This is a genomic window from Siphonobacter sp., assembly GCF_048595215.1.
In the GTDB taxonomy this organism is placed as follows: domain Bacteria; phylum Bacteroidota; class Bacteroidia; order Cytophagales; family Spirosomataceae; genus Siphonobacter.
Genome location: NZ_JBMDWJ010000012.1, coordinates 1 through 26,636, shown reverse-complemented (window position 1 = coordinate 26,636; position 26,636 = coordinate 1). Strand labels below are relative to the sequence as shown.

Sequence of the window (26,636 nt, the reverse complement as noted above, 5' to 3'; positions counted from 1 at the left end):
GAGTAAACGCCTTTTCCTGCGAGGTGATCTTTAAATCCTTGTCTATGGATAGCGTAAATACCTGTATATTTGCACTTGTTGAGATATTTGTACTATCTGCTCTAATCCTCCGCGATACTTCGATACGTGAAGAAACTGCTCCTTCGGCAAAGCCTCCTGCCAGCGTGATGAGGTCGCTGAGCGTCATATTTTCGGTGTATTCAAAATTGCCGCCGTTATTGACTGCTCCTCCAATACTTACCGTGTATTTTTCCCGTAGTTCGTCAATTGATTTAATGGTTACAAAGTCCTGACGTTGTAGTTTAATGTCTTCCACTTCTCCTTTTAGTAATTTACCTAAGTCTACAGAGATGTTTTCAACGTCTAAGTTATCTTTTTCCCGGCGAATGAAAATACGATCCAGAAAGGCGTCTCCTCGAACGCCTTCGGCCTTTTGAACTAGTTGTTTCAGCGTACTGATTGACTCGTCTAAGGCGTATTCTCCTGGACGGAATACGGCACCCGCGATTTGAACTCGGTTTTCGTAACGATCCAAAATAGTACCAACCGTAAAGCGATCGCCATTTTGAGGAATAAATGATCCGAAGAAGTCTTGCTGAATATTTAGTATCTTAAGCTCTTTTGACGTATTTCTACGCACCGTAATGGTCGCTGTATACGCTTGATCAGTGAAACCTCCCGCAAATTGAAAAACGTCTTTTAAGGTTTCTCCTTCTTTTATCTCAAAAATCAAGGGTCGACGAATCTCACCACTCAGTTCTACGCGTGCCTGATAATCTGGAAATACTAATACGTCCTGATCCCGTAAGCCAACGTTATCTTTTTCGTCGCCTTTAAGTAAAAAGTCATAGAGATCAATCGTACGTACTAGCTTATTATTACGACGTAATTGAATTAAGCGAAAACTACCATTCGCCGTAGGACCTCCTGATTGATAAATGGCATTAAAGACCGTAGCAAGCGAAGAAATTGTATAGCTTCCTGGCCGCACTACTTCTCCAGTGATAGTAACTTTGATACTTCGTACGTTTCCTAAAGTTACATTAATACCTATCCCTGGCATGGAATACAGTTGCCGTAAGCGACTCGCAATCTTGGCTTTAGCTTCTTCAATGGTTAATCCATTCACGAGAATAGGTCCTGAATTTTCGATTCGAATGCTTCCCTCGGGACTTACTTTCAATTTGTAAGATTGTACGGAGCTTCCGAAAATTTCGACATTTAACTCATCTTCAGGACCTAAGGAGTAATTTTTAGGCGTAGCAATGCGTAAGTTAGGTTCAAAGGAAAGGGTTGCATTACGGAAGAAACTTGAACCGAAAACTTCCTTTGTTTGCGTTGTATTATCTTCTGCTTCCGTTTTAGAAGTGCTTTGTTGTTTCGCAACAACCGTAGGAGCTTTTTCAGCCACTTCTTGGGTTTGCTTCCGGGAAGTCTCTGTTTCAGCAGATTGGCTGGAGGCCGTTTTCGTTTGCCCCGCTTTAAGCTTGGCAATGCGATCCCGCATTTTTATTACATCCTGCTGCGTATATCCTCGCTGAAGAGCCAATTGTTCAATTTGGGCTTCACTTAATCCACTAGCCTGGGATTTTTGGATAAACTCTTGAATTTGAGCATCAGATAACTGCTCAACTTTTCCAGGAACTTGACTATAAACAGTTCCTGCACTAAGAAGAATAATACTTAGTACGAATGTATAAAAACTTCGCATTTATTAAGTTAGGTTGGCAATCGTTGGGTTACGCTGGATAAACGCTTACAAAGTTAACAAATTGTATGTAATACCTATAAAAACTGTTTAAACCTATGGATAAATTTACCGTAATGGAAGGACAAAGGAACGGGTAAACCATGAATTGTCCAAGCCTTCATATTCAAACGATGCTGGTCTACAATGTTTTTAAGACTACGGTTAGATTCTCCCCCGATTCGCATATGTACTAAGCAATCATCAATCCACTTGGTAGGTAACTGGTGCACCCGCATGGCTCGAAAGCAGAGTTCATAGTCAGCTCCTAAACGAAAGTTCAGATCTAAGTACCCGATCCGGTCATACAGCGATCGTTTCGCAAAGAAGGTGGGATGTGGTGGCATTTCACCATATTCGAAAAAACGCTGGTCATAAGGTCTTGATTTCCAGTCGCGAATAACTTTCGTCAATCCACGGTCCATGTACTTTAGATTTCCGTACACCGCTTCAATGCTTGGATGCTCTTCGAAAACGCTCATCACTTTTGACAATACGTTTGAATGGGCATATACATCATCCGAATTCAGAATGCCAATTACATCGCCCGTAGCTCGCTGTAATCCTTTGTTCATCGCATCCCAGATTCCCTTATCTGGTTCACTGACAACCAGAGCAATCCTGTTCCGATACGGCTGAATCTTCTCCAGCGTACCATCCGTCGAAGCCCCATCAATAATGATGTATTCCAGGTTAGGATAATCCTGTGACAGTACAGACTGTATGGTATCTTCTATGGTTAAGACTCCATTGTATACCACCGTAACAATGGAAATTTTTGGAAGCTGTGACATGCGTAAGTGAGTAAACCGTCAGAAAACTTATTTATCCAACGGCTGCATCTCGTTTTAGATAAATTTCAGTTTGCGGGCCGCAAACGCACACATTCGTAATAGAATAAATCCGTGTTTGAAGCGAGAAATGTTCGTATCTCCATAGGTTCTTTCCCGGTAACGAATGGGGACCTCTACGATTTTCAAATTTAACTTGAAGGCCCCGAAGATTAAATCAAAGTCACCGAACGGGTCGAAATCGCCGAAGAACTTACGGTTGGCAATGAGTCGGTAGTAATCTGACCGGAAGATCACTTTTGTTCCACACAGCGTGTCCTTGAACGGCCGATCCAGTAACCAGGAAAACAGCAGACTAAAGAATTTGTTACCCAGCAGGTTCAGAAATCGCATGGCTTTCTTTTCCATCGGATACACCAATCGCGAGCCGTTCACGAAATCCCCTTTTCCGGAAGCAATGGCATCGTAGAATTTAGGCAAATCTTCGGGCGGTACCGTTAAATCGGCATCCAAAATCATTAGAATATCGCCCGTAGCCACCGCGAAACCGTTCCGTACGGCATTACCTTTCCCCTTACCATCCTGCTGCAGAATTTTAATATCGAATTGGTCTTTATACTGCTCGTGAATTCGCTGGATGGTTTGCCAGGTATCATCGGTAGAATTTCCTTCCACAAAGATGATTTCCAGATGCTTTCCAAACCGGGGCATGCGTAACAACGCGTTTTCAATGTTTCCACTCTCATTCCGAGCCGGGATCACGATACTCGTCGAAAAGCGATTCTGCCAGTCCTCTACTTCTAGGGCGGGCTTGGCGAAACTATACTGATTGATCGCCAGGTGCCGAATGAGCGGTAACTTGGCTACGTATTTATTCAGGAATGTTGAAATCAATGGAATGTATACCGGGCAAAGCATCCGCATGCTATTCCGGTACACGTCAAACCCGGCCAGGTAGAGCAGGTTATTAATGTCCATGCGGGAAAGCCAGTTCTGCCGGGGTGTTTTTCGCTTTACGCCCAGCCATTCGGCCATTCTCAGGAAAGGCTCCCAGACGAAGTTATAGTAATTAACAATGATTTTCGTACGCTCATGGCATAAAGGCCGCAATTGCTCGAACAGAGCCTGAACGTCGTCGATGTATCCAATCAGATTCGACAGGATGATCAAATCATATTGACGATCCAGCCGTAACTCGCGGGCGTTCATCACCTGAAACTCCACCTGTGGAAACTGCTGACGAGCCCCGGTAATCATTCCCTCGCTAAAGTCAATTCCCGTTTTGTATCGACCTCTGATCTGACCAATGAGTTCACCCGTACCGCAGCCTACTTCAAGGATGGAAAGCTCTTCGTGCGAGAAATAATCGCAGTACTGCGTGATTTCGTCCCAGTAGTAGTTCTTTTTACGACGATACGCGGCCTGCGACGGAGCAATCCGTTCAAAATATTCCAGATGTTCAGTGGTGTCCAGCTGCGGAGAAACTTCGGAAATCGACATGAGCGAGTTAAGCGATAAAAACACGAAATAAGGATACGAATGCGGCCTACGCAAATTCGTACAAACTCCATTTTAAGAAAAGAGGCAGGTCAAAACTGACCTGCCTCTTTTCTTATTCAATTCGCACAGAATGCTTACGCATCCGCGAAAGCACCTTTGCTTTCCGCACGTTTACGATCGTTCTCATTCAGGTGGATTTTACGCATCCGCATCGACTTCGGCGTAATTTCCAGGTATTCGTCTTTCTGGATGTATTCCATCGAATCTTCCAGGGAGAAGTTTACTTTAGGAATAATCCGTACGCTGTCGTCGGAACCAGAAGCCCGCATGTTCGTCAGCTTCTTGGCTTCCTGAAGGTTTACCACGATGTCGTTGTTACGATTGTGCTCACCTACAACCATACCTTCGTAGATTTCTTCACCGGCGTCGATGAAGAAACGACCGCGATCCTGTAATTTATCGATCGTGTATGCCGTAGCTACACCCGTACCTTTAGAAATGATCGATCCGTTGATCCGACCTGGGATGGGGCCTTTAAAAGGCTCATACGCCCGGAAACGGTGCGTCATTACATCTTCCCCGAAGGTGGCCGTCAATACGTCCGAACGCAGACCGATCAGACCACGTGAAGGAATATTGAACTCCAAGTGTTGCACATCACCTTTCGGCTCCATGATCGTGAGTTCACCCTTACGTTGGGTCGCCAGCTCAATTACTTTACCAGCCGTAGCTTCGGGAACGTCCACAACCATCAATTCGATGGGTTCGTGACGCACACCGTCGATCTCTTTGTATAATACCTGAGGCTGACCTACCTGTAATTCGTAGCCTTCGCGACGCATCGTTTCGATCAGTACAGACAAGTGAAGAATACCCCGACCGAATACCAGGAAGCGGTCTTCGCTATCCGTAGGCTGCACGCGGAGAGCCAGGTTTTTCTCGATTTCCTTGTACAGACGATCACGTAAGTGGCGAGACGTTACGAATTTACCTTCTTTACCGAAGAACGGAGAGTTGTTGATTGTAAACAACATACTCATCGTAGGCTCATCCACGGCAATACGTTCCAGCGGTTGCGGATTATCGAAATCCGTCACGGTATCTCCAATTTCGAAATCTTCCAGACCCGTAATGGCACAGATATCTCCGGCAACTACTTCGGATACTTTCGCCCGGCCTAAGCCTTCGAATACCTGAAGTTCTTTGATCCGAACGCGTTTTACGCTGCCGTCCGACTTGCAAAGACCCATCGAAGCACCTTCTTTCAGCGTTCCCTGGAATACGCGGCCAATGGCAATCCGACCCGTAAACTGAGAAAAGTCCAAAGACGTGATCTGCATCTGGGGAATACCTTCGGGCTGAGGAGCCGGGGGTACGCTTTCGATGATGGCATCGAGCAACGGACTGATATCTTCCGTTTTATTGCGGTAATCGGTGCTCATCCAGCCACCTTTACCTGAACCGAACAGGGTTGGGAAGTCGAGCTGATCTTCCGTCGCCCCGAGGTTGAACATCAGGTCAAATACGTTTTCCTGAACTTCTTCGGGGCGGCAGTTTTCTTTATCAACTTTGTTTACAACCACGATTACTTTCAGACCCAGCGAGATCGCTTTGGAAAGTACGAAACGCGTCTGGGGCATGGGGCCTTCGAAGGCATCCACGAGCAGACATACGCCGTCGGCCATTTTTAATACACGTTCTACCTCACCGCCAAAGTCGGCGTGGCCCGGTGTATCGATGATATTGATTTTAACGTCTTTGTAACGAACGGATACGTTCTTAGAAAGAATCGTGATTCCGCGTTCGCGTTCCAGATCGTTGTTATCCAGAATCAGATCGTTGAATTCCTGATTTTCGCGGAAGAGTTTGCTGTAGTGGATGATCTTATCCACCAGCGTGGTTTTGCCGTGGTCAACGTGGGCAATGATGGCAATGTTACGGATGCTTTGCATCGGAGAAGAAAGTTTTCTGATGTCGTTTGTCTGTTATCCGCTTTGTTTACCACCGGTGCTTCAAGCACCGCCTGTCGTCCCTAACTTCGAGTCACACAGAGCTAGCCTTACGGATAACCGCCAATGAAAATGCCCGCAAAATTATGAATTTTCTAACGAAAAAACACTATCTTGCTGAATAATAATTTATTAGGTTATCATTACTTCTACGTTAATCCTCGCCGGATTAGCCTTCTACAGGGTTCTAAAGCTAATTTTGGATATTTCCAAGAAGCCGTTTTTTTTACGATGTGGAAGTACATATTCTATCTATAACAAAAAAACTCCTGCATACGACCGTTTAATAGGTTGAATACAGGAGTGTTAGAGAAGAGCAAAACTTAGTCGATAAACTTCACAGGACCATAGTTGGAAACGATCCGTACCGTGCAGCCTCCCTTGCCTACTTTTCCCTTATAAGTCTTTGTATGTTTGGGTACGTAACGTTGACGGGAGTCGTCGCTACCATCATCTTTAATTACAAAATTAATGGGCAGAGCACTCGGATAGCCGAAGTTGGCGTATGTGACGGTTACGTCAAAGTCCAAATCCTGATCTTCACGTACGGGCAACCGGAGCGTCGTATAGTTGGAACGAACATCCAGGTTTTTAACGCTCCGCAGGAGTACGGGCAGTTAGACGTTATCGGAGTAATTGATATTTAGCCGAGCCTGTTCTTTCAACTTCCCAATCTTTCCTTTGGAATACTGAATCGTTGCCTCCAGATCCCCTACTTCGTCCACGATCATGGTGCCGTAGTTATTGACCAATCGCAGACGATCTGCTTTATCGAGTTCCAGCTTAGAATACTGGATTTTCAAATTGCCTTCGTTAAGCTGGCGAATAATAGCCTTGCCATATTCTACCTGAATATCATTCTCAGTACTCATCAGGCGGTCGGCTGTAAAATCGCCGTATTGCGTGTTCACCCGTAACGGAGCCGAAAAATCGGCTAGTGTGGCATTGGCAAAACGGTTTTGCATATCCAGCGGCATGTACTTGGGCATGTGAATGGTATAGCTGATTTTCACACCCCGCGATTTTGATTCATCGGAACTACGTCCCCAGCCCTTCCAGCTCCAACTACCCTTCGGCTCGCTGTACCGCGTTTCCAGCCGAATGATATTTCCCGAACGAGCTTCGTCGATCCCTACGGCATCTACAAAACGCTGGGCTTCTTCATCATCATTCCCCATACCGACGATAATGATTTCAGCCCGTACTTCATTCCGGTCCCAGAGGTTCACTTTCATTTCGCCGTGCTGATTCGAAACATACAGCCGATCACGCGTGGTAGCACTGAAGGATTTGACAATGGTACGTTTCCGTTCGGCAAGTGTACCTTGTTCGTGGGCCAGAGCCGGTACTACCCAAAGCAAGGCCAGGAACACACCGCTAAATAGTCTTTTCATGGCTAGGTTTGGATATACGGTTGATGATCTGTAATTGACGATTTAAAATATCGAGCTGTAATTGCAGGTTCTGAATCATAGCTTCGACCAGCTCGTTCTGATTCGGAGTTTGAGGTAACTCTGACCGCAAATTCTGATAATCTTTATCGAGCTGCTCGATTTCGGAAGCAAACTCCCGGTATAATTGTGGATTAGACGTTTCAATGGCTTTAATTTCCGATCGTTTCGTTTCAATTAGCGAAGCGTAACGGAAGGCCATTTTTCCCTCCTCCGGACTTACCTGAGCAATAATGGGATCCGTATAACGGGGTTTCATAAAATATTGTCCGGCCACAAAACCCAGGCCGAGCAATAACACAACTCCAGCGGCCATTCGCCAGCTCTTTTCGACGAAGAAATGCATCCATGATCGGTTACCAGTGACATTTCCTAACGGAATTACCTTCGCTTCTTTCTCCTCGGCATCCGGTAAAATCGCTTCTGGCAATCGCCGTTCGATGTCCGCCCACAATCCCAGTGGCGGCTCGAAGGCATCAAACTCCTCCCGATTATCCCGAATAAAACGTTCGATACGATCTTTTTTCATGGGTATTTTTGGCCATTAGCCATACATTAATTGCTGATAAAGTCTTAAAGGTGCGTCATCCGCTACTGTTAGGTTGAGAGTATTTCTACTAATTTGCGTTTGGCCCGCATGTACTGCGTTCGGGAGGTCGACTCAGAAATGCCCAGTACTTCGGCAATTTCCTCGTGATCGTAGCCTTCCAGCAGGTACAGACTCAGTACCGTTCTGAATCCATCGGGCAATCGCTGAATGGCGGCTCGTACGCGTTCTACTTCCCAATCCGTTTCATCTTGTAGTAACGCTTCTTCGCCCACATACTCGGCTTCTTCTACCTCCACCCACTGCACTTTTCGCTGCCGTAACTGGTTAATAGCCCGGTTTACTACAATTTGTTTCAGCCAGGCTCCGAAGGTACTCGTCTGCCGGAAATCGTGAATTTTCTGAAAAGCATCCAGAAACGCTTCCTGCAGTACGTCCTCGGCTTCCCCCATGTGGTTGAGGATACGCATACATACGTTGAACATTGACTTCGAGTACAGCCGGTACAGCTCGTACTGAGCCTTACGGTCGCCCCGCTTGCAGGCTTCAACGAGTGAGTAATGACGGTCAAGGTACAACGTCTGTTCCAACGGTTTCAAAAAGACAGGTAGGTTACGGGTTTTTGAAATGAATTCTTCTCCCCCCCTACGTTCCTGTCTTCCTACTCCCTTCCGTACACCAACGATTTCAACCGCTTCATGAATCAATTTCGTACCAAGGACAAGCTTGCTTTCTGAAATGTTGCACGCGTGTTTTGGATTTTTGAAATTTATGCGATGAAACCCTTGTCAATCGATATGAAACCGGCTTCTTACTGGACTGAAAAGTATACCATGCAACCGCATCCCGAGGGCGGCTTCTTTCGGGAAATGTACCGTTCTGAGGAATGGGTATCGCAACCAGCCCTACCCGCCCGGTTCTCAGGCAATCGAACGTTCAGTACGGCGATTTATTTCCTGCTGGAGAGCCATCACTTTTCGGCGTTGCATCGGATTCAGTCCGATGAGGTCTGGCATTTTTACGCCGGCGGCCCGCTGGAAGTATTTGTATTTGATGAAGTAGGGCAACTGGAAATCGTCCGCTTAGGTAACAACCCCGACGCGGGCGAGGTTTTCCAGGCCGTTGTACCGGCGGGCCGCTGGTTTGCCTCGCGACCCGCCCCGGGTACCGCATAAGCCCTGGTGGGATGTACGGTGGCTCCGGGCTTTGATTTTGCCGATTTTGAACTGGCAACGGCTGAAACGAACATCTCGACCCATCCCGAATATCAGGACCTTATTCAGTCACTCATTCGTTAGTTTGTACTTTTGTTAGATGGATACGTCTGCGGGATCTTCCCTGATTTATTTGTTTCGATGGGTATTGCTCAGTGCTTTGGTAGGTGGGCTGGCGGGTTCGGCTTCCGCTTTTTTTCTGGTTGCCCTGGATCTGGTTACGCTGTACCGGGAAAGTCATCGCTGGATTATTGCCTTTCTACCCCTCGGCGGATTTTTAGTCGGGGCTATTTATCATTACTGGGGACAAGACGTTGTTAAAGGGAATAACCAGTTGATCGAAGAATGGCAGAATCCCCGGACAATCATTCCCTTCCGGATGGCTCCTTTCGTACTACTCACGACCTTACTCACCCACTTGTTCGGCGGTTCAGCCGGACGCGAAGGCACCGCCGTACAAATGGGCGGGGCCATTGCGGATCAGTTTACCCGGCTGTTTCACCTCTCCGATTCCGACCGAAAAACGCTGCTCGTAACGGGCATGAGTGCCGGATTTGCGTCTGTTTTTGGTACACCGCTGGCTGGTACTATTTTCGCACTGGAAGTTTTCATTCTGGGTCGTTTGCGGTATGAAGCCCTTATTCCCAGCTTACTCGCTGCAGTACTGGCTGATCAAACCTGTCGCCTCTGGGGCGTGGGCCACACGCACTACGCCATTCCCTTTGTACCTGCATTAACCGTACTGATTTTGCTAAAAGTATTGCTCATTAGTATCGGCTTTGGACTGGCCAGTACACTTTTCGCCGAACTAACGCACTTTTGGAGTAAACAGGCCAAACGCTGGATTGCTTATCCCCCGCTGCGTCCCGTAGTGGGTGGAGCCATCATTGCCCTAGCGGTGTACCTTTCCGGCATGACGCGATACATTGGCCTCGGCGTACCTACCATCGTGGCCTCTTTTCACGAACCGTTAGCCTGGTACGACTGGATACTGAAAACGCTTTCGACTACGTTTACCCTGGGCGTTGGATTCAAAGGCGGCGAGGTTACGCCACTCTTTTTTATCGGAGCTACGCTGGGCAATGCCCTGGCTCCGCTGGCCGATTTACCCCTGAGTCTACTCGCGGGAATGGGCTTCGTCGCTGTTTTCGCCGGAGCTTCCAACACGCCTTTAGCCAGTACGGTGATGGGCATCGAACTTTTTGGGTCCGAAGCCGCCGTCTATCTGGCTCTGGCCTGCTTTATTGCCTATTTGTTTTCGGGAAATTCGGGAATTTACGGCTCCCAGATTGTGGGTAGTCCCAAACACGCCCGCTTTCTTTCGTTCAAAGGCAAAGCTTTACATCAAATCAAACCATGACCGCCGCATACCTGCCTCGCCCCATGAAATACGCTTTTGTTTTCCTCTGGTTAGGAGTTGCTCTTGCCGCGAATGCTCAACCTATGTCTCAGCAAGTATTCGATTCGCACGAAACATTTAAAGAAAAAACCCTGACCGAACGCCGCTTTCGGCATCAGGATATTGTGCCTTTACTGGAAAAAGTTAAAAACCACTTTGAAGTAACAGAAGTTGGAAAATCGACGGAAGGCCGTAGTCTTAACCTGGTTAAAATGGGTTCCGGTCCTACGAAAGTGCTACTCTGGTCACAGATGCACGGCGATGAGGCGACAGCGACAATGGCCATTTTCGATTTATTCCGATTTTTCTCGGCTTCGAACGATTCCTTCGACACCTTACGCAGGGAAATTCTGGAGAAAACGACGCTGTATTTTGTCCCCATGCTTAATCCCGATGGAGCGGAAGCCTGGACTCGCCGCACCGCTTTGGGTATCGACATGAACCGCGACGCCTTACGCCTGCAAACCCCTGAAGGACGCTTATTGAAGCAGTTACAGCAAACCCTGCAACCAGCTTTCGCCTTCAACTTGCACGATCAGGAACCCCGGTATTCCGCCGGGAAAACGAAAAATCTGGCTACGATTTCCTTCCTGGCCACGGCTTACAACGAAGCCCGTGAGATTAATCCAGTTCGTCAGCATTCGATGCAACTAATTGTTTCACTCAATCGTACCCTACAAGCTTTTATTCCTAACCAAGTAGGTCGTTTTTCAGATGAATTCGAACCCCGAGCCTTTGGGGATAATATTCAGAAATGGGGTAGCTCCCTGATTTTGATCGAATCGGGTGGGTACGCCAACGATCCCGAAAAACAACAGATCCGACGACTGAATTACGTAGCCTTACTCAGCGGATTACAGGCCATTGCTTCGGGTTCGTATGCGACGGAAGCTATTGAAGCCTACGAAGAAATTCCGGAGAATCGGCGTTCCATTTTTGACCTGATCATTCGGAATGTACGCGTTTTAAAAAAGGGTAAACTCGTTCTGACCGATCTTGCTATCAATCGTCAGGAGCTGGCCGTTTTCAACCGTCCCGAAAAATGGTACACTCGGGGTACCGTCGAGGAATTCGGCGATTGTTCGGTCTTCTTTGGTACGCGGGAACTGGATGGTACGGATTTAGTCATCGATACCGATGTGAAGCTCGGGTCCAAAGCCGATTTTGTGTTAAAGTCGGCCGACGGAAAAATTAAATACCGTATTGAAAATGGACTGGTAAAATAGGGACCTTGGCCCCAGCGGCCTTCTTTCCTTCGAGTTCATCCGTATCTTTAGCCAGTTAATAGCCAACAGCTGCGTATGTTTCAAAGTACCGATCAGTATCACTTCATCGAAAGCGTCTTATTCGAAACGTTGGGCTTCCAGCCGGAAGTCAAAGAGTTTCAATTTATATACGGTGGTAATTTCAATCTGGCTGCCAAAGTCATCACCGCCGAAGGTTCGTATTTTATCAAATGGAACCAGGGCGATCATGAAGGAATGTTTGAATCCGAAGCCCGGAGTCTGAACCGGCTGCGGGAAACGGGCATCCTGACGATTCCGACGGTATATGGCTACGGACAACGCAACGATGGGGCGTACCTGATGATGGATTTTCTGGAAACCAGTGCCCAGCGTCCGGATTACTGGGCGGATTTTGGACGAAAACTCGCTCAGCTCCACCACGTTAGTAATGATCGCCACGGACTGGAATTTAACAACTACATCGGAGCCCTGCCCCAGAAAAATGACTGGATGGAATCGGGCATTAGCTTTTTTATCGAAAATCGGCTGAAAGTGCAGGCCGGACGGGCCTTGTACGAAGGGAAGCTTTCGAGCAAACTACACGACCAGTTTCTGAAATTCTGCGAAAAACTTCCGAACCTGATTCCTGATGAACCCGCGGCCCTGTTGCACGGCGACCTCTGGAGTGGCAATGTAATGACAGGATCGGAAGGAGCCGTAGCCTTGGTAGATCCGGCCACGTACTTTGGCTTGCGTGAGGCTGAACTCGCCTTTACGACCATGTTTGGCGGCTTTGATACGAGTTTTTATACCAGTTATTACGAAGCTTTTCCCGTAGAACCGGGTTTCAATGAACGCATTCCGTTGTATAATCTGTATCCCTTGTTGGTACACGTCAACCTCTTCGCGGGGGGCTATTTAACGGCAGTAGAACGTATTCTGCGGAAGTATTAAGCTTTTGATTTAACGATACAAAAAGCGGATGTCCAGTGAGCTGAACATCCGCTTTTTCGTATACAACAGTCCGTTTTAGTTGGTAGCCAGTATCTCAGCCAGCTTCTCCCCTAAGGCTTTTCCACGAATATTTTTCGCGATAATTTTGCCGTTCGGATCCAGCAGGAAGTTTTGCGGAATGGCCTGTACGCCGTACAGTCTGGCCGCTTCGTTGTTCCAGAATTGAAGATCGGATACGTGCGTCCAGGTCAGGTTATCCTTGTGAATGGCTTTCATCCAAGCCTCTTTCGCTCCGGGCTGATCTAGCGATACGCCCAGTACGGTAAAGTTTTTATCCTTGTACTTCTGGTAGTTTGCCACCACGTTTGGATTCTCCTGACGGCAGGGACCACACCAGCTAGCCCAGAAGTCCAGCAATACGTACTTGCCTTTAAAATCAGTCAGCGAAATTAGGCGTCCCGTGGTATCGGCCTGGGTAAAACCCGGAGCCATAGCTCCGATCGCCGTCGTTTTCAGTTTCGCCAGCGTTTCTGAATACTTCTTTCCCGCCGGTGTATTTTTCACGGATTCATCCAGACTCGCGTACATGGGCTCTACCTCCGCGTATTCGGGGACTGATCCGCCATAGGAACGCAAGGCATCCAGACTTACGACACTCTTTGGATTTTCTTTAATGAACTTCGCGTAAATGGTTTTCTGTTCGCCCTGAATTTTCTCGTACCGAGCATCCATGGCTTCGTCGAATTCCTTCGACTTGCGTTGTTCCGGTGTAGCCGCCTGATACTCCTTCATCATCTGGGCCATCTGCTCGTTGCTGCTTTTCAAGGCTACTTTCAGCTTTTCATTCGCCACGTTTAATGGCGTACCTTTTACGCTTGCGTTCAGGGCTGAATCGGGGCTTTGTACCATGATCGTACCCGGTTCCAAGTACAGCGGTATAACGTGATTATTGTTCAACCGTCGCATGCCCAATCCACGAGCATCGATGGCAATCATGGCATTCTGCGGGGCTTCGAGTGAGCCTTTGAATTCAAAGGCTCCGTTGGTAATCTTAGCCGTATCGATTTGAGCCTTATCACCTTTCATATACCGTAAATACGCTTTAGCGGGAGCATTGAGCGTACCCATTTTTCCCTTTACGGTATACATTCCGCTTTGTGCCCAGGTCAGAGCCGGTGCGAGCATCAAAGCGATAACTAATGTTTTCTTCATATGTAAAGTGGTTGCGTGATGACACACGAGATTAGCATGAAACTTGTACTGGGTAAATATACGTATTTCCATAGAGTCAGGCCTTTGAAACAAGCTTCAATTTCAATTATTAGGGCTTTTAAATGAGCAGTTTTGTTAAAATTCCAGTACTATTCACGCTTTCTTCTAGGGACTTCCTTCTCCATTTAAAGTCATTCGTATAAGACCTCTCGATCATGCGATTCTTTCTAGTTCTGCTTCTGATTAGTCTGACGGCCACTGCCCAGCAAAAAAGGCCCGTTGATTACGTCAATTCACTCATTGGCTCGGCTCCCAGCACCACCGAATCAGCCCGTCGGCATAGCGAAGCGGGTAGTGAACTAAAAGGCCAGATTTCGCCCGCTATTGGGCATCCGCACGGCATGACCAGTTGGACGCCGCAGACCCGTCGAACCGAAACCAAGTGCATTGCTCCGTATTACTACACCGATTCGAAAATCAACGGATTTCGGGGTTCGCACTGGCTAAATGGTTCTTGTGTACAGGATTATGGAACGGTCACGCTTATGCCCTTTTCGGGTACGCCCACGACCCGACCGGAATCTTCCTTTTCGCACGACCAGGAACGGGTAACGCCTTCGTACTACTCCGTCGCTTTGCCAGATTATCAGGTAAAAGCCCAACTGACGGCTACGCCCCGGTCCGGGTTGTTGGAGTTCCAATTTCAAAAGGAAGAAAAGCATTTTGTGCTGATTGAACCAAACAGCGACGAAGGGCAGGGCTTCTTGGAAATCCACCCCGAACGACGCGAAATTGTGGGCTACAATCCCGTCCATCGCATTTATCAGGGGGCAGGTCAATCAGCGGGGATCAGTGGCTACTTCGTTATTCAGTTCGATACGCCTTTTGAAGACTATGGTACGTTTGAAACAACGACGATCCATTTCAAACGCACGGTAGCCCAGGCCAAAGGAAATGCCGTGGGAGCGATCCTTGCTTTCCCTACTCAGGCGGGTACGACCGTACGGGTACGCGTGGGTACTTCTTTTACGGATCTGGACGGGGCTCGCCGGAATCTGGCTGCGGAAATACCCCACTGGAATCTGACACCCGTTCGCAAAACCTCCGAAGCGGCCTGGAACCGGGAGCTGGGGCGGGTTAGCCTTCAGGGTGCAGAAGCGGATCAGTCGCTCTTTTATACGGCTCTGTATCATACGAAATTAACGCCCCGGCTGTACTCCGACGTTGACGGACGCTACCCGGGTTTTGCTAACGATACCACGATTCATACCGCGAAGGGTTTTGATTACTACTGTGACTTCAGTTTGTGGGATACCTTTCGGGCGGGCCTGCCCCTTCACGCCTTGCTCGAACCCGAACGGTCGGCTAGCCTGATGCAGTCCTTTACGAAGATGGGCGAACAGGGCGGCTGGATGCCCATCTTCCCCTGCTGGAATCACTATACGGCAGCCATGATCGGCGATCACGTACTTTCGGCGGTAGCCGATGCGTACGTCAAGGGAATCCGGAATTTTGATGTCGAAACGGCCTATCGTTATCTGCGTAAAAATGCTTTTGAAGTCAATACGAATCCGAAAAGCTACGAAGCCGGACAAGGACGGCGGGCTTTGAAAAGTTACCTCCAGTATCAATACATTCCGCTGGAAGATTCGGTCTGGCAGGCTTTTCATAAACGCGAGCAAACCTCCCGTACCCTGGAGTACGCCTACGATGACTTCTGTCTGGCTCAACTCGCGAAAGCGTTGAACCGTAGCGATGACTACAATGCATTAATCAAACGGGCTCAGAACTATCGAAACGTAATTGACCCCCAAACGGGCTGGGCCCGGGGGCGGTACGCGGACGGTCGCTGGAGTGAGAAGTTTGACCCGTTCGCTTTACGCGTCGGCTTTATTACGGAGGGTTCCCCCGCTCAGTATACCTGGTTTGTACCCCAGGATGTACAGGGTTTAGTACAACAAGTAGGGGGTCGCGAACGCTTTCTGGCGAAGCTTGATACGATGTTCGAGAAAGGCTATTACTGGCATGGCAATGAACCGGGCAATCATACCGCTTACCTCTACGCCTGGGCCGGGCAACCCTATAAAACGCAAAAATGGGTACGTCAACTCATCCGGGATGAATACGGTTTAGGCCCCGGCGGCTTGTCGGGCAACGAGGACGGCGGGCAAATGTCGGCTTGGCTGGCGTTTAGTATGCTGGGTTTTTATCCGGTATGCCCCGGAAGACCGGAATACGTCTTGGGAAGCCCGAGCTTTACCCAGGCTTCCTTACATCTTTCCAACGGAAAGACTTTTACCATTAAAGCCCGGGGCAATTCTTCTAAGAATATCTATATCCAGAATGCTACTCTGAATGGAAAAACATTTACTAAAACATTCTTAACCCACGCCCAGATACTAGCCGGTGGAACGCTCGAATTAACGATGGGCGAGCAACCAAACAGAGGATGGGGCCAAAGGCCTTCGGACCGTCCGACCTCCCTTACTCCTTAATTGCGGAGTCCTACGAATACCGACAACCGTTTACTAACTTTAGTGTAATCAACCTATTTATTTGAGCAAAAAACCAGGGTTTTAAATAAGTATTTTTATTTATTTGTTCACTCATCTTTGTTAGTAGTGAATTCCAACCCTCGTATCTTGACTCAAATGGATTTAATTCAATTAGCACAAGCTCATTTAAACCCCTCTACGGTTGACAAAATCAGTGATTATCTGAACGAATCAACGCCTCATACGGCGGTCGGTTTAAACGCTGCTCTACCCGCAATCTTAGGTGGTTTCATAGAAAAAGCGACTACTCCTCAGGGGTTGAGTCTGATTTCTGATGTACTTCAAAAAGAAAGGATTGATTCCGGATTATCTGAATGGTCCACATCAATTAAAACCGTATTAGACATTCAAAAATTGATTAGTCGCGGTTCGCCCATTGTGGAAACCTTATTCAATGGTCAAACCGGTAACCTTATCAATCGAATTGCTTCCATTGCTGACATCAGTCATACGTCTTCTTCTTCCTTGTTAAGCATTGCTGCTAGCGTTTTAACGTACCTGATTGGCAAAGAAGATTCAACTCCTTCGGGTTTATTTCGACTCTTTACCAATCAGAAGGAAAGCGTTTTAGCAGCTCTTCCGGCAGGTCTTACCCACTTTTTCACCTTTTCACAACCTACGGGTTTCGTTACAGAAAAAGCTCAGACACCCGTGGCTGAAGCCAGTAAAAGCAGCAACTCCTGGTTACTCTGGCTATTACTACTTTTAGCGATTATTGCGGGCATTTACTTTTTCAAAAGCTGTACTACGGAAACAGAAAAGGAAGCAGGTATTTCAAAGGAAACACAGCCTGAGAGCGTAACCACTTTGGATACGATGGTCATTGTGCATAAAAAACTTTCGACCGGAGTAGACTTGTCCTTTGGGGAGGCAAGCATCGAAAATCAACTCATCCAATTTATTGAAGATGAGGCATTGAAGGTAGATAAAACAACCTGGTTCAATTTCAGAAAGCTGACGTTTAAAAGCGGTAGTAACGAAATTGATTCTACTTCCATGGAGGAAGTTCGAAACATCTACGAAATCATGCAGGCCTATCCGGAAGTGCACCTAAAAATTGGAGGGTATACAGATAATACGGGTAGTGCTGAAACGAACCTTAAGCTTTCTCAGGAACGAGCTCGAAACGTACAGATCGCTTTAGAAAAAATGGGCATATCCTCCAGCCGTTTAGATGCAGAAGGATACGGCCAAGAGCACCCAATTGCCAGTAATGAAACGCAAGAAGGTCGTGACCAGAACCGACGCATTGCAGTTCGAGTAACTAGAAAGTAAAGTTGTTTTAACCTTCAAACGTCTTTACTTACTAGGACGCTTGAAGGTTAAATTCCTTTTACTGCGTAAGCAATATAATATTTGCGTACAATCTGGCTTAGAGCCTTTATCGTAGGCAAATCGGAGGCTTCAGAAACATCTACCACTCCCCGATCCTTCGTAAGAATCCGGATAGGCTGCCGACTCGCCAAATACGCTGAATTGGTAGTCTCACCCCGTACTACTAAATAGGGTAAGTCAGCTTCTGTAACGCCCGGCAACGCTAAAACTTGAGCCTGTAAAGCTTCGAAAACTTCGTCGGAGGGTGGAACGTCAAAAAAGCGAATTTTGAACAGTTTCCGATTGAGCAACATCGTCGATAAATGGGCCAATAATCGGTCAGGATGTACGGTCCATTGCTTAATACAAGCCCATATGTCGTAATCGTCCAATTGAGTAAAAGCCCGAATGTACTGGGGATGAGTTCGGAAATCTTGCAGGGTAGGTTCATTCGTAATGAATATCTCCAGAGCGGGCGTAGTATATACCGATTGTCCCGCGTGTACCAGTTCACGAGCCCGACGAATCGACTGAATCAACATGGTTTCCGCACAAATCGACGTTTTGTGCAAGTATACCTGCCAATACATTAGGCGACGGGCCGTCAGGAAATTTTCAATCGAATACACCCCTTTCTGCTCGACTACCAGCTGGTTATCTACTACATCCAGCAACTTCACAATACGTTCCGAGCCAATGCTTCCTTCCGTTACTCCCGTAAAGAAACAATCGCGATTCAGGTAATCCAGCCGGTCAATATCCAGCTGACTCGAAATCAGGTCATAAAAAAAACGGCGTTCGTACTGTCCCGAGAACATCCGGATGGCTAAATCCAAAGCTCCGTCGAATTCCTTATTTAACTCATTCATGAGTAATAGCGAAATTCGTTCATGCGAAACATGGTGCAACAGCGTATGTTCTAATACGTGCGAAAAGGGACCATGACCGATGTCATGAAGTAGAATAGCAATTTGTACCGCTTCACATTCCTGATCCGAAATCAGATGTCCTTTACTTTTGAGCGTACTGATGGCTTCGCCCATCAGATGCATTGCACCTAACGCATGATGAAAACGCGTATGTAAGGCTCCCGGGTACACGTACTCCGCAATGCCTAATTGTTTAATCCGACGAAGGCGTTGAAAATAAGGATGTTCAATCAGGTCAAATATAAGGTGACCCGGTATGGTAATGAACCCGTATACGGGATCGTTGAGAACTTTCTTCTTGTTCATGTAGCAGGGGAACGTACTTCGGTATAAACGAAAGTAGGAACGCATAAAAATACGTTCCTACCCGTGTATGCCAAGTAAACCCTGGATTAATTGCTACCAGGACCGCCGCGACGTCCTTCCCGCATGCGGTTGCGTTGTTCTTCACGCATTTTTTCGTACTGAGTCCACTGCTCGGTGGTTAAAATGGGTTTCAGTTTAGCTTCGTAATTCTCCTGTAATTCCTGCATTTTCTGACGATCCGGGCGAGCTCCACTCGCACGCATTTCCTGCATCTGCTTCATGCGTTCATCACTCAACGTTTTGACTTTAGCGGCCTGATCAGCAGAGAGGTTCAGTTGTTTGGTCAGTTGTTCCGTTTGCCGTTGGGCACGCTCTTCGGGAGAACGACCCATCTCGCCCTGAGCGAAGGTCAGCGTAGTAGCCAGCAATAAGGCTCCGAGGGAAAACACGAGTTTTTTCATGACTGTTTAGTTAACGTTCGGATCCTTTGAAACAAAAAAGTCAGCTAAGGTTTAATGGTACGTTGCAAAAAGCATTAAAAAAGTGTAAACTTGCGGCTCATTTGGCCGAATACCGTCAAATCGGGCCCTTAGCTCAGGGGTTAGAGCAGTTGACTCATAATCAATTGGTCGTAGGTTCGAAACCTACAGGGCCCACTTAACAATCAAGCCCTTACGATACTATCGTAAGGGCTTGATTGTTTCATTGTCCTATTGACAAGAGTTCTTCGATCAAATCTCTCTTCTCTAAGGACGTCTCTTTTTTCCCGAAATACAATAAGAGTCCCGACTCAATCACTTTCCTCGTTTATAGCCAAACTTGCTATTCCTTAATAAAGCCATTTTGACTTTTACGAAATAAGCCAAAGCTTATTCACAGTAATTCAACCGCAGCAAATAATCTGTTGGCAGATCGTTGTTTCTGTAACACTACCAAAGTAATTTAAAAAAGCCTACTCACCGTCGTGAGTAGGCTTGTATAAGGCCTATATGTCGTCACAAGTAGGTCTTAATGTTCAACATCCTCAGTCGTCAAAGCCGCCACTCATCTGACCGATTCAGTAAGACAAAGCTATTAACAGAGGGCTACTAAAGTCCTGCTCTTTCGATTAATGGACTGATCATCACCATGAAAGGTAGATTTTACGCTATTTTCCGGTACATAGGCGATATTCTATTTATTAAATTCTCTCCTAGAGAAGTAATTAAAAAGGAATTAAACTTATTATTTTCTACAAATTAATAGCCCACGTCCTTAGCTCAGATGGCAACTCTGAAGAGGTAAGATACAGATGGCCCCTTGCTTTGACTGGGAAGTTCATTCTCTTGAAGCTCAGATTTTGCTGCTTCCGCAATCGTTCATTTCCTGCCTGAAGTTTCCTACAATATTTAAAATAGCCTGTTTAGTAAAAAACTCAACCTTGTCAGGTTTATCTGCGTAGCAATTGAGCGTACGAACGCCCATAGTAAAGATTCCTGATTTTCTGTGCTTTAACCCTCACAAACCCCCAATGAGCCGATTATACACACAGTTCATATAATACTTCTGCCGATAACTAATTCTAGTAGTTATTTCGCTGTTAACCAAGTTGAAAGTTAGCCTGCTCGAAGAGCATAGAGGTTTGCATTGTAAGCTGAAAACTCTTTCGTGTTTCACGGAAGAGTTTTTTGATTGGTCTCTTGCGGCTACTTCGATCGCTAAGCCGTACCACAGCAATGATCACAATAAAAAACTCCCAGCCTTGGTAAGACTGGGAGCAAGTAGCTACTCAGCCTTTCTTCCGTTCCGCCAAACGAAAGAAGGCATAATTTGAATTTACATCTTCACGAAATAGATTCTTTACCTAGTACCCATAAATGGGTATAAAATTTTCTAAAGTGGGCGTCGAAGCTAACCCTTAAGACCCAATCCTATTAAAAGTAGATTCAAAGAACTAGTTAATGAGGCTGACAATACAAAAACAAAGCAACCCAGGATAAGAGTACCGCGAGCACGTAAAGCGTAACGAAGAGAGCGTTTTTAGAAATTGTTTTCATGGCTAGAAGGAGAAAGACAAAATTAACTAACTGGCTATTAACCTTTTAACCATTCAATAAACTCAAAAAACCATTCGTCAAAATGCTATTGAAACATTCTACTGGATACTGTTAACTTTTTAGATGAATTCACTTAATTTTCCGCTTTCCTTAACCCGAAAACCTTTTTCCGTTTCCTGCACGGTTAACGCCTCATGAGTCGCGTCATGATCGGATACAAGGATCCAGTTTTCCTGAACCGCCTGCCGGAGAAATGCTTCCTTTTCCAGCATCGTCTGTAAAGGCCGCACATCGTAACTCATCAGATAATTGACCGGTACATGAGCCACTGTAGGGATTAGGTCGGCTGTAAAAACTACCGTCTGCTGCCCAAGCTGAATTTTCGGCAAAAGCATCTTTTCTGTGTGTCCATCCATGACCAGAAATTCAATGAACGGCCCAAATGCCTGTTTCTTTTCATCCAGAAATTGCAAGTGTCCCGACTGCTGAATCGGCTGTAGATTCTCCGTTAAAAAAGTAGCTTTTTCCCGAGGATTAGGCCGCATCGCCCATTCCCAGTGCTCCCGATGAGCCCAGTACGTAGCATTTGGAAACGTCAATTCGTATCCATCCCGTCGCTGATTCCACTGAACGGCACCACCACAGTGGTCAAAATGCAGATGGCTTGGAATCACATCGGTAATGGTTTCTGCTCCGAACCCGGCTTTATCCAGTGAACCAATCAAGTCACCCTCGCCGTGACGGTAATAGAAGCCCTGCCAACGAGTGTCCTGCTTATCACCCATACCGCAGTCAATCAGAATCCGTCGATCTTCGGTTTCAATCAGCAGACACCGCATCGCTAAGGGGATGTGATTGTTTGAGTCCGCGGGAATCAACTTTTCCCACAATACTTTCGGTACTACGCTAAACATGGCTCCGCCGTCTAACTTAAAATGGCCAGCATCGATTATATGTAATTTCAAAGGCTTGTCGATTTAGAAGGCAAGGTAGCAAAAAGCCCAGTGGTCAGTTATACTCACAGAGCAGGATTCTTCAACATCTATACTGAACTTAATCGAGATTTAATTTATATTAACCTACTAATAATGAGTAGTTTACTTAACTTTCATCGGTACAAACGCAAGAAGGCAATGAGTAGATTATAACATTTATCATTTTTTGAATAATATTACTCGAATTTTCATCCTAACAACTACGTTCATGAAGAAGTTACTCGCATTTACATTAGTGTTTGTAAGCCTGTTTCTTGCTACGCAAGCTCAGACGCCTGCCGAAGAAAAACTAAAGAAAGCCAAACAGGAAACAAAAGAGGCAAAAAACAAAGTCGATAAGCAAGCCAAGGAGGCGAAAGCCGACGTAAAAAAAGAGGCGAAAGCGGTAAAGGCCGATGCAAAGGACGCCAAAGATAAAGCCGACAAAAAAGTAAAAGAGGCCAAGGAAGACGTTAAGAAAGAGACGAAAGAAGCAAAGGACAATATCGATAAGAAAGCGAAGGAAGTAAAATCCGATACCAAAAAAGCAGCCGATAAGCTTTCGAAAAAAGACGAAGCTGAAGCCAGCCTAGCTACCCGTACGAAAGTAGCCGGAGCGGACAAGTCGATTGGCAAAGACGCCAAAGGCCGTACGATTTACGTAGGTGCCAAGGGTGGACAGTATTACATCAATTCCAGTGGTAACAAAACGTATTTGTCCGAAGACAGTAAATTGAAAATCTAGTTTTTTGTACCTATAAAAAAATCCCCGCCCAAATTGGACCGGGGATTTTTTATGATGTTGTAAGCTTAACCAATCAGTGTTGCTGCCTTCTCGAGCACTTTAGGCAGACCAGATACGTCGGAACCGCCTGCGGTGGCAAAGAAAGGCTGACCACCGCCGCCGCCTTTTACTTCCTTAGCCAGCTCACGAACCAGTTGACCCGCATTCAGGCCCCGTTCCTTCACCAAATTTTCGGAAATCATCAGAGCCAACGCAGGTTTGCCTCCTACTTCGGCTACCAGTAAGGCAAACAGGTTATCCACTTTGTCTTTCAACTGATACGCCAGTTGTTTCAGGGCGTCAGCGTTGGGGGCTTCTACCTGTTCGGCCAGGAAATGAATACCATTCCGCTCCTGTACTTTCTGAACCAGTGCTTCGCGTACAGAACTTAGTTTTTCAATCTCTAGCGTCTCCACCCGTTTTTGTAAAGCTGCTTTTTCTTCCAGCAGGGTCTGCACCGATTTCAGTACATCCTGCGTTTTCAGCAGCTCACGTAAGTGATTAAGCAGCGTCGATTGCTCTTCCAGTAACTGGAATGCTTTTTCCGAAGTGATGGCTTCGATCCGGCGTACACCCGTTGAAGAGGAGCTTTCCGAAACGATCTTGAACAGCCCAATCTCACCCGTAGCTGGGATGTGTGTCCCGCCACAAAGTTCAACGGAGTACTGAGGATCGAACGTAATTACCCGTACAAAATCGCCGTACTTCTCGCCGAATAAGGCCGTAGCTCCGCGTTGGCGGGCTTCTTCGATGGGTACGTTGCGATCTTCCTGCAACGGAATATTCTCACGAATTTTTTCATTCACGCGTTGTTCCACCTGAGCGATCTCCTCGTCCGTCATTTTGCTGAAGTGCGAGAAGTCGAACCGTAGTACATCCGGACTCACCAACGATCCCTTTTGAGCAACATGCGAACCGAGTACTTCCTTCAACGCACTGTGCATCAAGTGCGTAGCCGTATGGTTCGAAGCGATGAGTTTACGACGAGAGGCATCCACGATCGCCCGTACGCTGGCCCCGTGTGCGTTCAGTTTTTCCTCAAATTCTTCATCTTCAATGACGTGAATGCTCAAGTCATTCTCTTTCTTGGTATCTACAACCAGGAGTTCAGCGTTCGGCCAGGCCAGTACGCCGGTATCTCCCACCTGTCCACCGGACTCGGCGTAGAACGGCGTCTGATCCAGGACGATGTGATACTGCGTCTTTCCTTTGGCTTCTACTTTGCGGTACTTGACAATCTGAGCGTCCGCCTCCGTTTGGTCATAACCCAGGAATACGGTCTTGCTTCCCTCCTGCAATTCGATCCAGTCCGATTTTTCAGTAGCGGCGTCTTTGCGGGAACGGTTTTTCTGCTCACCCAAAGCTTTCTGATAACCCGCTTCATCGATGGAAAAGCCTTTTTCACGAGCAATCAGGGCCGTTAAATCAACCGGAAAACCGAAGGTATCGTTGAGTTCAAAAACCGTAGCTCCGTCAATTACCTTACTCTCAGACTCCTGAGCCAGAATTTTATCCAGTAGAGTCAGCCCTTTTTCCAGCGTACGCAGAAACGCTGCTTCTTCTTCCTGAATAACTTTCGCTACGAAATCTTTCTGAGCGATCAGTTCCGGGAATACGCCATCGAACTGGTCGGCTAGTAAAGGAATTAGCGTATACAGGAAAGGCTCACGGAAGCCCAGATACGTATAACCGTATCGCACGGCACGGCGTAAAATCCGGCGAATCACGTAGCCCGCCCGTACATTCGAAGGTAGCTGCCCATCCGCAATAGCGAAGGCAATGGCCCGAATGTGGTCGGCAATGACCCGCATTGCAATATCAGCCCAGTTCTCCTGACCGTAGGTTTTACCTGCCGCTTTCGCGATAAAATCAATGGTACCCGTGAATACGTCGGTATCGTAGTTGGATTTTTTCTTCTGGATCGCCATGCAAAGCCGCTCAAAGCCCATACCCGTATCCACGTGGCGAGCGGGCAACGGAACGAGCGAGCCATCAGCTTTCCGCTCGAACTGCATGAATACGTTATTCCAGATTTCTACCACCTGAGGGTGATCGGCATTCACCAGGGCTTTTCCGGGCGTAGCATCTACTTCAGCCTGGTCCCGTAAATCCACGTGAATTTCAGAACAGGGACCGCAGGGGCCTACTTCGCCCATTTCCCAGAAATTATCTTTCTTATTGCCGAGAATGATCCGTTCGTCACCACCCAGAATTTCTTTCCAAAGATCGAATGCTTCCTGATCAAAGGGTACGCCATCCTTTTCGTCACCTTCAAATACCGACACGTAGAGTCGTTCTTTCGGTAGTTGGTACACCTCTGTCAGCAACTCCCAGGACCAGTGTAAGGCTTCATTTTTGAAGTAATCCCCGAACGACCAGTTACCCAGCATTTCGAACATGGTGTGGTGATAGGTATCGAAGCCTACATCCTCCAAGTCATTGTGCTTGCCCGAAACGCGAAGGCACTTTTGCGTATCTACGATGCGTTTGGACGGCGGCGTAGCATTTCCCAGGAAAAAATCTTTAAACTGAGCCATTCCTGAGTTATTAAACATCAGGGTGGGATCATTTTTCGCCACTAAGGGGGCCGAAGGAACAATTAAATGGCCTTTTGATACAAAAAAATCAAGAAAAGCCTGCCGTATCTCTCTGGAAGTCATGGGGATATTCGTCAGTCATCAAGGCTTCGCTATAAGCAACGAAACCACTTGGAATTGAGCCCGCAAAGGTAATTTAAAATTCCGGTCGGGCGAAAGCAGCAGGAAAGTGAAGCTTTGGGAAAGCCAAAGTTTTTTTTCGCTTGAAAACCAATTAGTTAGAAAAAAAACAAAAAATTATCAGGAATAACCTACCTTTTTTAAAAGAAAATACGGCATTTTTAAGCGTCTAATCCGGTCAGCCGGCCGGATTTTTTACTTCCTAACCTTGCAGCAATAGCTATTTAACGAGTTTCTTCGTTTAAAGCATTGAGGCAGGGCTTTGGACTTTTGGGCTAGCAGCACCTTCAGCGGAACTTATACTATGCGGCGGTTATGACGGACGAGAAGCGGTACTATACGATACGAGAAGTAGCAGATATGTTTTCGTTTGATATCTCTAAAGTGAGGTATTGGACGGACAACTTCCCCACGCTCAAAAATAAAGTGAAGCGAAATCGGGGTGGTGACCGCATGTATACCAAAGAAGACATTCGACAGCTGGAGATTATTTATCAGCTTGTGGAAGAACGGGGCTATACCCTTAAAGGAGCCCGCAAGTATCTGGAAAACAAAGAATTCAAACAGGAAAACAATACTGAATTAGTTGACTCACTTCTGGAACTACGCAAATTTCTCCTCGATCTGAAAGCGGCATTGGACGAAAAAGCCGGACGCCCCCGCAAATTCGATTCGTCCGAGACCGAAGAACCCGCGAACGAAAAAACACTCCGACTGGCTCGCCAGCTCAAGTAAATAGCCAACATTACGTATTGAAAAAGCCCGTGTCCACCACGGGCTTTTTTTGTACCCCTCCGATGATCAAGCACCTTGCAGTAACTTTAAAGGCTTTCCTGAAAAAATAAGCTCTTTTCTGAAATCTTTTTGGGGCATTTCAACGTTTTTACTGCTACACTTGAGTCTCTATTTTCCAATGGCCGAATCTACTCCACTTATTCAACGCATTTTACAATCGCTCTTTTTTCGCGAGG

At 46.8% G+C, this 26,636-nt stretch carries 20 protein-coding genes, 1 tRNA gene and 1 pseudogene; 9 read left to right on the top strand and 13 right to left on the bottom strand.

The annotated features are described in order from the left end of the window. From ACOJTG_RS00910 to ACOJTG_RS00875, 8 genes are all read right to left on the bottom strand, one after another. On the bottom strand, positions 1-1,711 hold a 1,711-nt coding region (locus ACOJTG_RS00910; RefSeq protein WP_420152072.1), incomplete at its 3' end, for an SLBB domain-containing protein. 74 nt (positions 1,712-1,785) lie between these two features. Further along, entirely contained in the window at positions 1,786-2,541 is a 756-nt protein-coding gene (locus ACOJTG_RS00905; RefSeq protein WP_420152071.1) for a glycosyltransferase family 2 protein, read from the bottom strand. A gap of 54 nt (positions 2,542-2,595) precedes the next feature. Further along, a complete protein-coding gene (locus ACOJTG_RS00900) occupies positions 2,596-4,038 on the bottom strand; it encodes a glycosyltransferase (protein ID WP_420152070.1) in 1,443 nt (480 codons plus the stop codon). Positions 4,039-4,172: 134 nt separating this feature from the next. Further along, positions 4,173-5,990 (bottom strand): translational GTPase TypA, encoded by a 1,818-nt coding sequence (gene typA, locus ACOJTG_RS00895; protein WP_420152069.1) that lies wholly within the window; start codon positions 5,988-5,990, stop codon positions 4,173-4,175. A gap of 380 nt (positions 5,991-6,370) precedes the next feature. Next, positions 6,371-6,601, bottom strand: a complete 231-nt coding sequence (locus ACOJTG_RS00890) for a hypothetical protein (protein ID WP_420152068.1) — start codon at positions 6,599-6,601, stop codon at positions 6,371-6,373. A 63-nt stretch (positions 6,602-6,664) separates the two neighbouring features. Beyond that, positions 6,665-7,441, bottom strand: a complete 777-nt coding sequence (locus tag ACOJTG_RS00885; RefSeq protein ID WP_420152067.1) for a hypothetical protein — start codon at positions 7,439-7,441, stop codon at positions 6,665-6,667. Further along, complete coding sequence (locus ACOJTG_RS00880) at positions 7,425-8,027, bottom strand: hypothetical protein (RefSeq protein WP_420152066.1); 603 nt, start codon at positions 8,025-8,027, stop codon at positions 7,425-7,427. The genes ACOJTG_RS00885 and ACOJTG_RS00880 overlap by 17 nt, the downstream gene beginning before the upstream one ends. A 68-nt stretch (positions 8,028-8,095) precedes the next feature. Next, entirely contained in the window at positions 8,096-8,635 is a 540-nt protein-coding gene (locus tag ACOJTG_RS00875; protein WP_420152074.1) for an RNA polymerase sigma factor, read from the bottom strand. A gap of 186 nt (positions 8,636-8,821) precedes the next feature. On the opposite strand from ACOJTG_RS00875, the pseudogene ACOJTG_RS00870 reads away from it, so the two are divergent. From ACOJTG_RS00870 to ACOJTG_RS00855, 4 genes and pseudogenes are all read left to right on the top strand, one after another. Continuing rightward, positions 8,822-9,343, top strand: a pseudogene (locus ACOJTG_RS00870) (cupin domain-containing protein). 16 nt (positions 9,344-9,359) lie between these two features. Beyond that, positions 9,360-10,619: a voltage-gated chloride channel family protein gene (locus ACOJTG_RS00865; RefSeq protein ID WP_420152065.1), complete on the top strand. Its 1,260-nt coding sequence runs from the start codon at positions 9,360-9,362 to the stop codon at positions 10,617-10,619. Next, positions 10,616-11,884: a M14 family zinc carboxypeptidase gene (locus ACOJTG_RS00860; RefSeq protein WP_420152064.1), complete on the top strand. Its 1,269-nt coding sequence runs from the start codon at positions 10,616-10,618 to the stop codon at positions 11,882-11,884. The genes ACOJTG_RS00865 and ACOJTG_RS00860 overlap by 4 nt, the downstream gene beginning before the upstream one ends. Positions 11,885-11,959: 75 nt before the next feature. After that, positions 11,960-12,838, top strand: a complete 879-nt coding sequence (locus ACOJTG_RS00855; protein ID WP_420152063.1) for a fructosamine kinase family protein — start codon at positions 11,960-11,962, stop codon at positions 12,836-12,838. Between the two features lie 75 nt (positions 12,839-12,913). On the opposite strand, the gene ACOJTG_RS00850 is transcribed toward ACOJTG_RS00855, so the two are convergent. Beyond that, positions 12,914-14,050: a redoxin domain-containing protein gene (locus tag ACOJTG_RS00850; RefSeq protein ID WP_420152062.1), complete on the bottom strand. Its 1,137-nt coding sequence runs from the start codon at positions 14,048-14,050 to the stop codon at positions 12,914-12,916. Positions 14,051-14,265: 215 nt separating this feature from the next. Here ACOJTG_RS00850 and ACOJTG_RS00845 point away from each other — a divergent pair, with 215 nt between their 5' ends. Then, positions 14,266-16,545, top strand: coding sequence for a GH92 family glycosyl hydrolase (locus ACOJTG_RS00845; RefSeq protein WP_420152061.1), 2,280 nt, complete (start codon positions 14,266-14,268; stop codon positions 16,543-16,545). A gap of 156 nt (positions 16,546-16,701) precedes the next feature. Next, positions 16,702-17,880 carry an OmpA family protein gene (locus ACOJTG_RS00840; protein ID WP_420152073.1) on the top strand — a complete coding sequence of 393 codons (1,179 nt, stop codon included), beginning with the start codon at positions 16,702-16,704 and terminating at the stop codon, positions 17,878-17,880. Between the two features lie 47 nt (positions 17,881-17,927). Here ACOJTG_RS00840 and ACOJTG_RS00835 read toward each other — a convergent pair whose 3' ends face one another. Together ACOJTG_RS00835 and ACOJTG_RS00830 are read right to left on the bottom strand one after the other, a co-directional pair. Beyond that, a complete protein-coding gene (locus ACOJTG_RS00835; RefSeq protein ID WP_420152060.1) occupies positions 17,928-19,154 on the bottom strand; it encodes an HD domain-containing protein in 1,227 nt (408 codons plus the stop codon). A gap of 86 nt (positions 19,155-19,240) precedes the next feature. Next, positions 19,241-19,615, bottom strand: a complete 375-nt coding sequence (locus tag ACOJTG_RS00830) for a hypothetical protein (RefSeq protein ID WP_420152059.1) — start codon at positions 19,613-19,615, stop codon at positions 19,241-19,243. Between the two features lie 122 nt (positions 19,616-19,737). Here ACOJTG_RS00830 and ACOJTG_RS00825 point away from each other — a divergent pair. After that, a tRNA-Ile gene (locus ACOJTG_RS00825) sits at positions 19,738-19,810 on the top strand. Between the two features lie 1,499 nt (positions 19,811-21,309). Here the strand turns inward: ACOJTG_RS00825 and ACOJTG_RS00820 are convergent. Then, entirely contained in the window at positions 21,310-22,155 is an 846-nt protein-coding gene (locus ACOJTG_RS00820) for an MBL fold metallo-hydrolase (RefSeq protein ID WP_420152058.1), read from the bottom strand. Positions 22,156-22,393: 238 nt separating this feature from the next. Between ACOJTG_RS00820 and ACOJTG_RS00815 the strand changes: the two genes are divergently transcribed. Beyond that, the gene (locus ACOJTG_RS00815) at positions 22,394-22,909 is read left to right on the top strand and encodes a hypothetical protein (RefSeq protein WP_420152057.1); all 516 of its coding nucleotides are present in this window, start codon (positions 22,394-22,396) and stop codon (positions 22,907-22,909) included. A 65-nt stretch (positions 22,910-22,974) separates the two neighbouring features. On the opposite strand, the gene alaS is transcribed toward ACOJTG_RS00815, so the two are convergent. Further along, positions 22,975-25,608 (bottom strand): alanine--tRNA ligase, encoded by a 2,634-nt coding sequence (alaS, locus tag ACOJTG_RS00810; protein WP_420152056.1) that lies wholly within the window; start codon positions 25,606-25,608, stop codon positions 22,975-22,977. A 372-nt stretch (positions 25,609-25,980) separates the two neighbouring features. Between alaS and ACOJTG_RS00805 the strand changes: the two genes are divergently transcribed. After that, positions 25,981-26,400, top strand: a complete 420-nt coding sequence (locus ACOJTG_RS00805) for a MerR family transcriptional regulator (protein WP_104709522.1) — start codon at positions 25,981-25,983, stop codon at positions 26,398-26,400. The last annotated feature ends 236 nt before the right edge of the window (positions 26,401-26,636 follow it).

What these genes read in the sequence shown, in the direction of transcription:
- ACOJTG_RS00830 (WP_420152059.1), bottom strand. Translation starts at nt 19,615, where the DNA reads ATGAAAAAACTCGTGTTTTCCCTCGGAGCCTTATTGCTGGCTACTACG.
- typA (WP_420152069.1), bottom strand. Translation starts at nt 5,990, where the DNA reads ATGCAAAGCATCCGTAACATTGCCATCATTGCCCACGTTGACCACGGC.
- ACOJTG_RS00885 (WP_420152067.1), bottom strand. Translation starts at nt 7,441, where the DNA reads ATGAAAAGACTATTTAGCGGTGTGTTCCTGGCCTTGCTTTGGGTAGTA.
- ACOJTG_RS00845 (WP_420152061.1), top strand. Translation starts at nt 14,266, where the DNA reads ATGCGATTCTTTCTAGTTCTGCTTCTGATTAGTCTGACGGCCACTGCC.
- ACOJTG_RS00840 (WP_420152073.1), top strand. Translation starts at nt 16,702, where the DNA reads ATGGATTTAATTCAATTAGCACAAGCTCATTTAAACCCCTCTACGGTT.
- ACOJTG_RS00835 (WP_420152060.1), bottom strand. Translation starts at nt 19,154, where the DNA reads ATGAACAAGAAGAAAGTTCTCAACGATCCCGTATACGGGTTCATTACC.
- ACOJTG_RS00855 (WP_420152063.1), top strand. Translation starts at nt 11,960, where the DNA reads ATGTTTCAAAGTACCGATCAGTATCACTTCATCGAAAGCGTCTTATTC.
- ACOJTG_RS00850 (WP_420152062.1), bottom strand. Translation starts at nt 14,050, where the DNA reads ATGAAGAAAACATTAGTTATCGCTTTGATGCTCGCACCGGCTCTGACC.
- ACOJTG_RS00865 (WP_420152065.1), top strand. Translation starts at nt 9,360, where the DNA reads ATGGATACGTCTGCGGGATCTTCCCTGATTTATTTGTTTCGATGGGTA.
- ACOJTG_RS00880 (WP_420152066.1), bottom strand. Translation starts at nt 8,027, where the DNA reads ATGAAAAAAGATCGTATCGAACGTTTTATTCGGGATAATCGGGAGGAG.
- ACOJTG_RS00860 (WP_420152064.1), top strand. Translation starts at nt 10,616, where the DNA reads ATGACCGCCGCATACCTGCCTCGCCCCATGAAATACGCTTTTGTTTTC.
- ACOJTG_RS00905 (WP_420152071.1), bottom strand. Translation starts at nt 2,541, where the DNA reads ATGTCACAGCTTCCAAAAATTTCCATTGTTACGGTGGTATACAATGGA.
- ACOJTG_RS00805 (WP_104709522.1), top strand. Translation starts at nt 25,981, where the DNA reads ATGACGGACGAGAAGCGGTACTATACGATACGAGAAGTAGCAGATATG.
- ACOJTG_RS00815 (WP_420152057.1), top strand. Translation starts at nt 22,394, where the DNA reads ATGAAGAAGTTACTCGCATTTACATTAGTGTTTGTAAGCCTGTTTCTT.
- alaS (WP_420152056.1), bottom strand. Translation starts at nt 25,608, where the DNA reads ATGACTTCCAGAGAGATACGGCAGGCTTTTCTTGATTTTTTTGTATCA.
- ACOJTG_RS00900 (WP_420152070.1), bottom strand. Translation starts at nt 4,038, where the DNA reads ATGTCGATTTCCGAAGTTTCTCCGCAGCTGGACACCACTGAACATCTG.